Source organism: Methylobacter sp. (genome assembly GCF_030680395.1).
Lineage (GTDB): Bacteria > Pseudomonadota > Gammaproteobacteria > Methylococcales > Methylomonadaceae > Methylobacter_A.
Genome location: NZ_JAUXVR010000032.1, coordinates 22,011 through 34,895 on the forward strand (window position 1 = coordinate 22,011; position 12,885 = coordinate 34,895).

Genomic DNA, 12,885 nt, shown 5'->3' on the forward strand with positions numbered 1-12,885 from the left:
CCCAAAATTTAGCCATAGAGTGCCGCCCCCTATTCATCACGAATCCGCACAATTTTACGACATTAAAGCCATGTATTTTTCAAAAAAAGACAACAAACTCAGACATTATCTTAAACGTAAAGCGGCAGAGTCTGACAATGATGATTCGATCCAACAAAATGCAATTGACTTTGATCGCCTACCTATTGTCGTTGAAATTTTCAATGTGATAAAAATGCAAGCGATGCAAAAAGAACACGGGCAGAGAAGCAATTTGTATCGTAATCACCAGCGCTACCTTGATTTTTTAGAGGATACGGCTGGCTATTTGCCATTATCCGGTTTATCGGATGATATCTTTGAAAAGCTTGATGACCTTGAATTGCGATTCCCTAATTTTTCTTCAACCATTGATTTTTATCGGGAGCAGTTTGCACTTGCACGGCTGACAGATCATGCAACATTTTGTGCGAGCCCGATTTTATTAATTGGTCCGGCAGGTGTCGGTAAGTCTGCTTTTTGCTATGAGCTCGCAAAAATAGTTAATACGCATTTTTCACTGATCAATTTAGCATCGACCACCGGCGGTTTTGTTTTGAGCGGATTGTCGTCGGGGTGGGCTGATGGGAAACCCGGCATGGTGGTTCAATCGTTGGCTAGAGGGCGTCGGGCTGACCCACTGATCGTACTGGACGAAATAGATAAGGTGGGGGGCGACCACCGGTATGACCCTTTGGGCAGTCTCTATCAATTACTTGAAAAACAATCGGCTGCGTCATTTGTTGACGAAGCGTTAGAGGTGGCAACAGATTGTTCGCATATCAATTGGATAGCAACCGCCAATTATGCTTATAAAATCCCCGAACCGATTCTGTCACGTTTCACGGTTATTGAAATCAGTCGGCCATCGAAACAGCAAATGGAAAAGGTAGTCGGGTCGATTTATCAGACTGTTCGGAAAAATCATAAGTGGGGATCAACGTTCAATGACACGTTGTCTGAAGCGGTTGTTAATAAAATTATTGAAAGCGAACTGGAGCCTCGACTGATTCAGAAAGAATTGATTGCTGCCTGTGGCAAAGTAGCGATTAGACGCTCAAAAAATGGAGCGACAGAAAACGGCCTTTATGAAATAGAACCTGATGATTTTAAACCGCTACCACCTATTAATACAAAAGTGAGCGTTGTCATACCTGTTCATAACATTGCCCCAGCGCAAGAAGGCCCCGAAGAAGTCATTATTTTATGGTCGATTAAAGAAGTGCTTTTCAATGATCTCAGTGAAAGCACTCGTCATTTAGTGGGCCACATTCCGCGCATGGGTTCTGAGCGGGTCACATCCGCTATTAAATCGTTTGATCGAAATAATATGCAAATTCAGGCGATTAGTGGTCGGACTTATTACTTAATTGGACAACCCGGTTGTAGCTCTGCTGGCGATGATGCATGGGAAATCTGGAAAGAAGCCAACAATGTCAAAGAGGACATTGATGTAACTAGTCAATATTGTGTCGTTCATTAATGGATGGCTTAGCGAAAAATAATTTAATGGATCTATTAACTAGTTGCGCCATTTATAAAGAATAAGGGAAACCCTATGAACAAAGAATTAGATAAACAGTTATGCCAAAGCTATCCACGCCTCTATCGTGGTAGATACGGAGATATAAAAAGCACATTGATGTGCTGGGGCTTTGGATGTGGCGATGGCTGGTACACACTGCTTGATGTCATTTCTGGATTACTAACAAAGCATAATCCTGAGATTTGCGTGGTTCAGGTCAAAGAAAAATTTGGCGGTTTGCGCTTCTACCACAGCGGTTGCGATGCCTACAGCCTGGGCGTGGAGATGACCGCTGGCACGTTATCCCATTACATCTGTGAAATCTGTGGCGCTCCGGGCCTGCTTAATGACAATGATGGCTGGTGGTCAACGCGTTGCGACGCGCATGCGAGTGAAAATTTAACTGTCGATAATCGTGATGACGTTGATATTGACAGTGTTGCTGATCTACATCTAGGTGCTGCTTGGTCGCGTCTTGCTGCGATTCTTAAAAACTCAGCTGCTTGGCATACTGAGCATAATGGTAGGCCGGCGGTGACATTCTGTATCAGTAAAACCAATGGACGGCTGGTGATTAATTCTTCGAATGATGATGAATTTACAAATGGGATGGTCGATATTATTGCCGGTTATGCGAATCGGATTGATGAGTATTCAGGGATGGTCATTAATGAATAAACAAGCAGTAAAGGCAATCGAGTTAGCAACTCAGTTAATTCAAAGTTACCCCGTCTATCCGACAACTTTTTCAACTTGCAGTAGCTGCAAAAGCAAGCAAGCGAAGGGTGGTATGGAATGCACAGCTTGCTTAGAAGATGAGCTGTCATCGATTGTGGGTTATCAAGCAGCAAAGGATTTACACGACGAAATAAAAAAGCTGGCTGGACGATAACATTCTATTTTTAGGCATCCAAGTCAGTAGTCTTGGTAATGGGTAGTTGCTGAGGCTACTTTGGATCGGCTGATGCACAATCAGCACCGGATTAATTTGTAAGGAATACCGTGCGAAAAAAAATGAATTCCTTGACCCAATTTTAACACTGAGAGTAAACATTTGCTGCCAGCGATGCGTTAGGGTTTAGGTGTTCAAGTTCGACCAGAATCAGTGTTCACATGAATCAGAATACGCAATTGGCGAAACAAACTGGAAATCTCCCTTAATATTGATAAACTTGAGCTAGCCGAGTTCAACGTATCATTAAGTAAGAAATAAAAATGTTCGAACGAAAACATGAAAAGCTGGCTTCAAAAGCTGTTTTTTTCAGAAGGATGGTGGCATCTGTTTTAATGGCAGGCGTTTTGATTGTTACGGCTTTGATGATTGGCATCGTAGGTTATCATTTCATCGCTGACTTTGATTGGGTGGATTCGATTTTGGAAGCATCGATGATTCTTGGGGGAATGGGGCCAGTGAGTTCGCTTGCTACCACTGGAGCAAAAATGTTTGCTGCCGGCTATGCACTTTTCAGCGGATTGGTGTTCATTGCAATAATGGGTATTGTGCTTGCCCCAGTTACTCATCGTATGCTGCATAAATTTCATATCGATGAAAATGATCTTCAGAACAATTAATCGTTTTGCACCCAACCGGTAAAAATCATTCTTATAACCTCAGAAGCGAATTGACTTTCCAAATCCCTGTGCTTTTCAACAGGTAGTGTAACGGTTCGATGAATTTATCCGGCAAGTACTTGCTCAATTAGTTACCCATTAACTTTTTATAAGAGGTGCTGCGAATACAGTACAGTCACTTTTTCATGTCATCTATCGTAGGCGACGTCCGGTTAGCGCTACCCCTGGCTTTCCTCATAAAGCAACAGATTCTAAAAGCTTGCTTAAAAACTAGCTTAAAGATAAAGTCGAGACTTCCCTCAGTTGTTCAATGAACTGGGATAAAATTACTAAAGGCCATTATTTATGATCAAAACAAACAAAATCGTTGTCTTATTATCTTTAACCTTGTTTAGCGCTCTGGGTAACGCCGAACAAATGCCCATGGCTGGCGGCATGGACATGAAGCAATGCATGAAAATGGAACACTGTAAGGGGATGATGGATCACTCGAACATGGACGGCGGAATGGACATGAAACAATGCATGAAAATGGAACATTGCAAAGGAATGATGGATCATTCAAAAATGGACGGCGGTACGGAGATGAAGAAACAGAAAACTAAAACCAATAATGTCTTTGAATAAGAGATAGAACGGTAGTACGCAAGTTGGGCAAAGTGACGAAGCTTAACCCATCGCGAGGCCATCTATTGTTGGACTTTAGCCGGGTAAAGGCACATCGCGATTTAGCATCATGAGCGTTTGACACCATTATTTTGTTCGAAGATAAGTGGTTCCTAGAGCCGAGAAGATTTAAATCAACTACAAATTTTTGTGTCAACATTTGCCTTTGTTTATAACATCTTTAGTAGAAATATAATTGATCAGAAAAGATATACGGAAATTACTACAGCGTTAAATACAACCGAAAGAAGTGCGCTAAATTTTGAATTCAATAAAGATTGAGAAGCACCGCTAGGAAAACCAACACACTTTCGGAGTGGCTTGAGTGCTTTGTCCTCACTATGATTTATGCAACAAAGCAGCTGATTAGTAGTAAAAATTTAAAGCTGTTTTCCCAACTAAATACACCAAATGTACGTGCGTTATCATAGATCTGAGCGAAGTTTTTAAGGAAGAATTCTAAGGCTTCCCAGAGCGATTGCCGTCCTAAAATCGCTAATTTCCCAAGCGACACTTTGCCCCAAACCCTCACGGTTCGCTTTCGCAGCATCTTGAATAATGGTTAATATAGCAAGCAAGCTTCCGATGCGCTTGTCTCTAATCATTCCTCATTCTGTTGGAAAATTACTCATTAGCCCCAAACGCTATTCTCTGCGGAAAATTTTGTCCGGCAGAAGCGCTTGTTAGAGCATTTTTTATGGGACCGGGTTAATCAGCCCTCTATTTCGCCATCTATTGCCATTTACTAGCATTTCGAAATCTGTTCCGTCTGAAAGGGTTAAGTTATCAGCATGGTCAGTTACAATAATCTGTGGAGCGAAGCCTTCCTCTTTTTCTACTTCGCAGGAATAAATAGATAAGCGGCTGAATAGGTTCTCTACGGCCTTCATATCATCGTCAATTTGCCTTTCGCCTTCTGAACGATTCTCCAGCTTCTGTATGGTTTCTTTATTGAAGGTTTCTGACTTGTCGAATTTGAAACTTGGAAAATATACCTGCGTTGGTTGGTCAAGGAATAATATTGACGGAATCGCGCATTTTTTCCCGAGCGAGGCAAAGTACTTGTGTAGTGCAAGAAATAGGGTTACATGGCTATAGAGCCAGTTAGCCCCGCTACCCATTGAGCGTAGAAATATCTTTTCATCTTTTGAGTTTAGGTGGTACAAGTCGAAGGTTTCGAAAGAAAAGTGCAAGTTAATGGGCTTATAGCTATCTTCAAACTCAAAGTACGTACCGATATCTTGCATATAGTGATTAACAGCTTGATCGGCCTTAGCAAGCTCATCTTTATAGTTGTATTTTTTTAGATCGAGCTCAATTTCTTTAAGCGCTTTACGAGCGGCTTTTAAACGTTCGTCAACTTCGGCATCATTAACAAAGGTTACGGCATCAATAAGCATGTCCAGCTTTGCTTTGTAAACCAATATAGACTCGTAAAGGCTCTTCTTCTCTTGTAGCACTTTCTCGGACTTTTCGATTTCTGAGATTTGCGAGGTAATAGCGATCACTTCATTTGACAGTTGCTCAATTTGCCTTTCGGTATCTAACAGCGACGATTCGAATTTCGCTCGCATGGGCTTAGCTTGTTTGAGATTGTTCGCCAATTTCGACACAGCTTGTTTTAGATGCTCAGCGCTTTGTTGTAGTTGCTCATGTTCAGCGCGGCAGAAAGGGCAGACAGATTTTGCAATTTGTATAGTTTCATGCAGTTGAAAAGTTTCGCCACTCGCGACAAGTTTTTCCTCTTCTGTTATATGCCGCGTTATTGAAGCTGCCTGTCGCTGAAATCTACGTAAATTCGTCGTTTTGGCCGCCAATTCTTGCTGCAACTGAAAATAGCGCTGTGTAATTGCATCCGATAAAGGAGATATTTTCTCGGGACGGATGATTTTATCTAGCCGTTCTTTCGCATCTTGTGGATGATTTAGGATATCCTGTAAGGTAACGTAATCTTCGTCCAATCCCATTGACGCATAAAGCTGGCGGAGTACAGGCTCTATCCTTTGCTTTTGCTTCTCGGCAAGTTGTTTGTTGCTATTCTGTTCGCGATCAATGCGCTTGGCTTCAGCTGTTAAACGCTCTTTTTCTTGTGATAAATGGAAGAACTTCTGATCAACCAACCCCAAGAAAATCTTAGTATGCTCAATCACTTGATCTCTTTTCTCTTTCTCATCAAAGCGATAGAAAAGCGCATGTTTATTGGCCACCAGGTTTTGATGTTGCAGCATAAAAGAGGCAAAGCTGCGTATCGACGGCGTTGGTGCTTTAGCATTAAACTTTCTTTGTTCCCTGGTCACTAAGGACACATCTACATCGTCAATGTCTAAAAACAATCCTCTAACGTGCTTCTTAAATTTATCTAACGCAATAAAATGGCTGTCTACAAAATAGCTGCGATTGATTTTGTCTGGATGGTATCCATCTTCACGCTTAAAGAAAGCCTTCTTCTCGCCATCGGGTAAACGGCCAAACACAAAGTCCTGATCGTTCACGTTTAAATAGACATAGTAAAGAGCCGCACTATCGGTAATAATGCCTTTCGGCACAGTGTATTCACCACTGCCAAAGCAATAGTCGAATATTTCAATTAATGCACTTTTACCTGTAGATGACTTGCCTGTAACTACATTCAACCCTTGTTTGAATTTTACCGGATGGGTCTTACCTGTTTTATCTATTACTCCTAGCTCATGTATATAAGATTTCATCGCGGAGTTACCCCTAAGAATGCATAAATTTCAACAACTGAAAGATGGCTAAACAACTTCCCTAAATTGGCCCCGCTTTTATGAATATATAATGCTGTCTCACTTGTCGGCAGTGTAGAAATAGACAGCTTTTGTGCGTCAATCTCAATCCAGTCGTTGATAAGGCAGTACTGAAGACTTTGATCTGTCAGTTCTTTGAATCCATCAAGACGTTCTTGTAAGTCGTATAACTGGGTTCGATCGTCAAAAATTGTCCAAATGGTGCTCTTACTTCTTGGGCCAAATTTAGCATTTGAAATCTTGTAATAAAATACCGGATAACTGCACAAAGGAATAACCAACTGCGCCACCAACAGGTTATTCTCTACGCCAACTAAATGTGCATAAAATGAGGCGAGATATTCGCCGTATTTAAAGGGGTTATACTTTACTTGATAAAGGGCATCGGCCAAACTGGTCATGGTTCAACCGTCCACTGTAAATCTAGGTCTTCGTCGTCCATGGCGTCGTGGATCAGGCCGTTTTTGTATTCAATCGGCGGACTTTGGTAACCCTCTATACCGGCGGGCACTTCACCAATTACGTCGTCATATAAATTCTGTGAGCTACGAATTGGGTCAACACAGTTACGCCTCTCCTTCGAGTATTTGTGTTTGAACTGCTTGACCAACTGTGATTGATATTGATTGGTTGTATTGCGAAATTGCGGTGCACCATCAAGCTCTTCATTTAAGGAGTTATGTAACTCAATCCAGTTACCCACGGCTTCTGGGATAACGTCCTCATATTTAATGCATTGTATTTTTTGTACAAAGAGCTTCTCTTCATGTAGCGCTAACTCTTCCTCAGTTGCTTCCCGACCCGAAAATATAGGCAATGTAAACTGCCTGCGGCAGTAAACAGAGGTGAGTTCTTCACATTTTTCATAAAAGGAACGCTTACTAATTTCCCATTGCTTATTGTCCGCGCTTTCATAAACAAAACCGACAATACCGTGTAAATAACTCAGCTGGTTCGCTTTAGGTATGCCGATGAGCCGCCCCTGAATTTTCTCTCGTACCGACTTTTCATCGTCTGCTTGAGTAAACAACACCACTTTAGCCAACACTGCTTTTAGTTTTTCTTCTTCTGCGACTATTACGTTTTTTTGGTACTGAACAATGGGTTTAGGCTTCTCTGCGGTTAACTCTTCGGGTGTTCGAGTAGCGTATATAGCTTTAATAATCGACAATCGTCCGTCTACAATTTCCTGATTCCAATTTTTCAGAGACGACTTAGCACCAAATTCCTGGGTAGTATGTAAAACTAACGAACTATAGTCTTCATGCTTAAATTCAGGCTCGAGCCAATTATTAAGGGTCTTCCAAAAGTTTTCGTGGTGATCTGTCAGCGCATCGCTGTATTTCTTGACTTCGGTCTGAGTCGAATCTTCGATCGTTTCACCGATTAAGCTGACATCGCCATCACGCTCAAACCAGACTGATTGGCCTTCACGTATAGCAAAACATTGCTCTAGCCCTATTAAGACTTGGTAGTGAAAAGCGAGCGTCGTAGTTAACGCAGCATTTTTGGTTTGATTCCCCCGCATACTCACTCTATGGAATTAATAAGACAGACCTAGCTTGGCCAACTGTGTGGTTGAAACTCTCTTTTCTTCAGTCATAATGATCAATCCTTGCAACGGTCAACCAAGTATAGCTGTTAATCTCTAAAATTGAACTCATGACTTTCCTGAATCATCTCCGCCTAGCCGCCTGCAAATCAATAAACTTTTCTGTATAAGAACAGGAAAACTCCGCATCCTTACGATAATTCGAGCAGCCCCAAAACTGACTATAAGGTCCCTTGCGCAGGCTGAGTGTACCGCTGCATTGTGGGCAGACGGGTTCAACAAAATCACATCGCGGATTTTCGCAGACTCGAAATCGACCTTTATTTTGTAGCCCGCCGCCACACCACTGACAAGCCTGTTGCGTATGATTGCAAAGTGGATATTGGCTACAACCGAAAAAGCTGCCATATTGGCTATCCCTGGACACCATATAGCCAGTCTGACAGCGGCTGCACGGAATGTTTGCCAGCTTGTCCTGAAAACCCTCGCCTTGGAATTCGTCAGTTAGAATGGGGTAGCGATTGTCGATCAATTCCCTGACAAAGGGCGATGGGTTGTTGCCATTGGTAACTAAATAAACGTGGTGCCTAGCTCGGGTCAACGCAACGTAAAACAAGCGGCGCTCTTCAGCATAGTTATAAGCTTCGGCTTTCGGTAATAATAACTCCAGCAGTGGATGAGTTGCTTTTTCAGACGGAAAACCATGCTTGCCTTTCTCCAAGCCGACGACCACCACATAATCGGCTTCCTTACCTTTAGAAGCATGGACGCTCATGAATTGAATCTTAAAGTGCGGATACTGGCGTTTTAAAGCAGCCATATTGGGCTTTTTAAAATGAAAGCGGGCCAGCAACAAAACACTGGCCGCCTTGGGGGACTTTGCACTGATTGCTGACAAAGCCGCATGAATGCCGATTGCGTCCTGACCAGTTTTAATCAGCGATACGGCGGTATGCTCAATAGCTCGGTGGCTACTGATCTGCTTTTTGATTTGGCTGGAGTTCTGCGTGACAAAGCGAGAGGCGACTTCACCAATTTTGTTATTAAAGCGAAAAGTCTTGTCCAAAATGCTGATAGCCGTGGCGCCAAAATGCGCTTCAAAATCTTTGGTCAGCGAAACATCGCTGCCTGAAAATCGATAAATCGATTGCCAGTCATCACCGACGCAGAACAAACTACTTTCTGGTTGCTGGGCCATAAAGGCTTTAAGCAAACGTGCTCGACTGGCTGAAATGTCCTGAAACTCATCCACCAGTAGATACCGATACGGCGATTGATAGCGACCAGATTCTACATAGTCAATGGCACGACCAATCATATCTTCAAAATCGATGCTGGCCGTATCGCGTAGCCGTTGCTGGTAGGTCTCGTAGATCGGCTCGAACAAATAGGCGGCAGCCAACATGCGCTCATGGTCTTCATGTTTCTTGGCCAATTCGACGAGATCCTTGAGATCGAGATAGGCGGATTTGAATAAGGTCAGGATGTCAGCCATCAATTTGCTGAATTCCGAGACACGGCCCAGCTGTTTAAGATTGTTCAGCAATTCGTTGGCAGGCATGGGCTTGAACGCTACACCGGCAGCCAACAATTTTTCGCTTAACGCCTCGGTGAGCCGACCCTGCTGCTTTAAGTAGCTGTAGGTTTCAATCAATGGCGTTTTATATTTTTGGTGCAACTCCCTTTTCCAGGCCATGCCTGCCAAGTAGCTACTCTGATCAATAAACGGTGGCGTCTGGTTATGTTCATTGACGGCAAAGTGTTCAATATAAATACCGTAGTCAGGCAGATAAAAATCGGGTTGATACACCTTGTAATCCGGTCCTGAGGTGTTGACCTGATAATTGGCTTCATAGCGATAGGCGACGCCTTGCCGATACAGAAAATTGGCGATCTCACATTCCTCATAACTCTTGACCCGCTCGCCTTGTAAAGTGCGAATGTCATTCTCTAGAATATAAGCGTTATAGGCGCCCAGGCTTTTAAAATCGTATTGGCTTTTGTAAGGATGGGTAAAACGGACGAAGTAAGTCACCAAACGGGATTTATAGCGGTCATCCTCAAGCAGTAACTGAATCTGCTCATCGACAAATCGAGTCCGTAGCTCAGGATCTTCTGCCATTTTGTTGATTAAAGGTACTTCACCTTCAACCTGAGTGATGATATGTTTACCCAGGCTGTGAAACGTTTTGACCGTCAAATTCTGGATGGCGAGTTTATCTTTGATACGCTCATCCATCTCTTCGGCGGCTTTACGGGCATAGGCCAGCATTAAAATCTGATCCGGTTTGGCGAGGCCGGCATTCACCAGATAGCCGGCTCGGCCGATCATCGTGCTGGTTTTGCCAGTGCCGGCGCCGGCAAGCACTAAATTATTTTGTTCATCTATGACGCACGCTTTACGCTGCTGGTCAGTCAGAGGATTGGTTTCAACCTGGTCAAAAAATGACTGGTATCGGCTGACCTGTTGCTGAATAAAGGCCTGATTTATATCATCGATGTGAAGATAGCCCCGTTCCAGTAAGGGCAGTAGCTGTTGATACTGTTGTAAGGCGCTTGATTTCAGATGACGATGACTATCTTTGCGTTTAAGGCCTAACGTTAGCCATTGATGGGACGTTAGCCATTGATGAGCTATGACATGGCGTATGTAATGATGACCCGAGAATAGGAGCTTGGCTTCTTGAGCCGCCTGAGCTAAAGCGGGGTTAAACTGCTGATAAAAACGCTGGATAGCCTGTTGAATATGACTATTGAGGTTGGACTGAAGTGGCTTGGATAGCGCTTTGCTCACACCGCCCAACCGGAGAATTTGCCCATCGTCTTGCTGAATGACAAGGACATCCCAGAACCAGCCGGACTCAACGGCTATATCCGGGTCAACAGCTAGACATTCGATTTTTTGCTGCTGACCGTTCCCATCGATAAACACAAGGCGATCATCAGAACATTTGAATGCATGGAATCGACTATTGGATGCAAACCACCTAGCCCTGAAGCTGAGGTTATAGCTGGAGAGGTTTGTTGTCGGCGTGGCTGGCATTTATTCTTATTGTGCTATTTTGAGGTAAATAAGTATTTTACTCTAAAGTAGCTACACAAAATTATGCTTGCATCCTTGTATGCAGACTATTCACTGTTACATGATTTCATTGTGTAGGCTGATGATGCGTTTGATGACACAATCCGTGGCATTTTAAATTTAAAGCGTTGCAAGGTGCTGGTTGAAATTCGCGTTATCAAATCTCGATGGACTTTGGATTGATCCTTATACGCATAAAAATGAGCTAAAGTAAGCGGTTGAGACGCTAACTAGGCATCACATGAAGACTCTTTTTTTATTCAGGAATAAACAAGCCTTTCATTTTAGTGTTTTCTACACGAACAGGTCTATTTTCCTTCGAAATAAAGCTGAGTTTGCGGCGAAACTCAGTTGGAGTTAAAGAATGGCGATCAGGGCAGTGTTTAAGAGCTTTATATCTGGCAATACCGCGAGTAGAAAGCAAATAATTCAACTTTTGTCTCCAACTTGACTGCAAAATATCAGCGTGGAAATCCTGATTCAGTGCGCTCATTGCATCATCGTATAAGGCAAGCAATCGACTAAAACGAGCCAAACTTTCCGCCTGGTTATTTGATGCAGGAACCGCCACAATGGTAGAGTTAATGGCGGCAAATTTCCATAGCGGCTCATGATGTGCAAGACGGTTGCGGAAATCATTTAGTTCATAAATAAATTCCAATGCTTTTCTTTTTTCAGTAGCAATACACCAGTCCTTGGGATTAATATTTAGCGGATGAAATGGAAAGATATTAGGAAGGATATGATTTGCAAAGCGTAAGTCGATTACGCCTAGCACACTTGGCCAGAACCCAAAGGATACTCGCGATACAATTTCATCAGGGCCAGGTATGGGTTGGCGCTGCTTTTTTGATGGTCCTTTATAGCGAACATCATTAATCATCTTGATAGCGTTAGGTTTTAACGAAGATTGAATTTTATCGTACCAGTGATAACTGTTGCAGGAACCATGAAATTGAGACAATGTGTAATGAGCATTATTGCGTAAAGCAATCTCGAAGAATGACAGGAGTGCACTGAAACAAGCCGACAATTCACAGTTCCACATGTACAACCCAATGGCTTCGTCTGTGCTAACACTAAAATATTGTTTATAGCTGTTTAAACGAGGCTTAGAAATTACTTCTTCGAAAACTGTTATGGTAGTTGGGCGCATTCTGTATCACTTGACACGTTAATTGTTATTTGCTAGTATTATATACGAAGCATTGGTAAGCCTAACCCGCAGGGGCGCTTCAATGCAAAGAATGGGGCCTTCTTCGGAAGGCCTTTTTTTTACAAAATTTTAGTTTAAAAACCAAAACTGATCACTGTTATTGGCCATAATAGGTGGTTATAAGATCAGAAGCGCCCGCTATAATATGAGCCAGAGATGCTGTTTCATCAACAGCTATTGTGAACCAAAAATGAAGATAAATCCAATACTGTTCCTATTCCCTTAGCCAAAGCGTTGCCTGTTGCAGGCAAAGGCTTTCCGTCCAAACACCGCAATTGAAATTGTCTGGCTCAGATAATTGTTTTCTCATAAACGGCACCGGCAATACCACGAATGGACAGCCTAGCGAGTTTGCTGCATGGGTCGTGTTTGCGCCGCCGCAATGAATAATTGCAGCACATTAAGTCACCGTTTCTAAAAATAACTCTATTACTTCCCCTCAGAATTTCTTTCTGAAGTTTCCCAATAATTTGAAAAGTTAGCCCC

Annotated in this window: 10 protein-coding genes; 5 read left to right on the forward strand and 5 right to left on the reverse strand. The window is 42.8% G+C overall.

What is annotated here, in order from left to right; genetic code table 11:
- Nucleotides 1-70 precede the first annotated feature (70 nt).
- From Q8L79_RS13555 to Q8L79_RS13575, 5 genes are all read left to right on the forward strand, one after another.
- Complete coding sequence (locus Q8L79_RS13555; protein WP_305272121.1) at nt 71-1,501, forward strand: AAA family ATPase; 1,431 nt, start codon at nt 71-73, stop codon at nt 1,499-1,501.
- Nucleotides 1,502-1,576: 75 nt separating this feature from the next.
- A complete protein-coding gene (locus tag Q8L79_RS13560; RefSeq protein ID WP_305272123.1) occupies nt 1,577-2,221 on the forward strand; it encodes a hypothetical protein in 645 nt (214 codons plus the stop codon).
- On the forward strand, nt 2,214-2,435 hold the full coding sequence (locus tag Q8L79_RS13565; RefSeq protein ID WP_305272124.1) for a hypothetical protein: 222 nt from the start codon (nt 2,214-2,216) through the stop codon (nt 2,433-2,435). Before Q8L79_RS13560 ends, Q8L79_RS13565 begins: the two co-directional genes overlap by 8 nt.
- Before the next feature lie 323 nt (nt 2,436-2,758).
- Nucleotides 2,759-3,115 carry a hypothetical protein gene (locus Q8L79_RS13570; RefSeq protein ID WP_305272126.1) on the forward strand — a complete coding sequence of 119 codons (357 nt, stop codon included), beginning with the start codon at nt 2,759-2,761 and terminating at the stop codon, nt 3,113-3,115.
- A gap of 345 nt (nt 3,116-3,460) precedes the next feature.
- Nucleotides 3,461-3,742: a hypothetical protein gene (locus tag Q8L79_RS13575; RefSeq protein ID WP_305272128.1), complete on the forward strand. Its 282-nt coding sequence runs from the start codon at nt 3,461-3,463 to the stop codon at nt 3,740-3,742.
- A gap of 734 nt (nt 3,743-4,476) precedes the next feature.
- Here Q8L79_RS13575 and Q8L79_RS13580 read toward each other — a convergent pair.
- From Q8L79_RS13580 to Q8L79_RS13600, 5 genes are all read right to left on the reverse strand, one after another.
- A complete protein-coding gene (locus Q8L79_RS13580) occupies nt 4,477-6,489 on the reverse strand; it encodes a DUF3732 domain-containing protein (RefSeq protein ID WP_305272130.1) in 2,013 nt (670 codons plus the stop codon).
- Nucleotides 6,486-6,950 (reverse strand): three component ABC system middle component, encoded by a 465-nt coding sequence (locus tag Q8L79_RS13585; protein WP_305272133.1) that lies wholly within the window; start codon nt 6,948-6,950, stop codon nt 6,486-6,488. The genes Q8L79_RS13580 and Q8L79_RS13585 overlap by 4 nt, the downstream gene beginning before the upstream one ends.
- The gene (locus Q8L79_RS13590; protein ID WP_305272135.1) at nt 6,947-8,077 is read right to left on the reverse strand and encodes a hypothetical protein; all 1,131 of its coding nucleotides are present in this window, start codon (nt 8,075-8,077) and stop codon (nt 6,947-6,949) included. The genes Q8L79_RS13585 and Q8L79_RS13590 overlap by 4 nt, the downstream gene beginning before the upstream one ends.
- Before the next feature lie 148 nt (nt 8,078-8,225).
- Complete coding sequence (locus tag Q8L79_RS13595; protein WP_305272137.1) at nt 8,226-11,033, reverse strand: UvrD-helicase domain-containing protein; 2,808 nt, start codon at nt 11,031-11,033, stop codon at nt 8,226-8,228.
- A 406-nt stretch (nt 11,034-11,439) separates the two neighbouring features.
- On the reverse strand, nt 11,440-12,339 hold the full coding sequence (locus Q8L79_RS13600) for an Abi family protein (protein ID WP_305272139.1): 900 nt from the start codon (nt 12,337-12,339) through the stop codon (nt 11,440-11,442).
- Between the last annotated feature and the right edge of the window lie 546 nt (nt 12,340-12,885).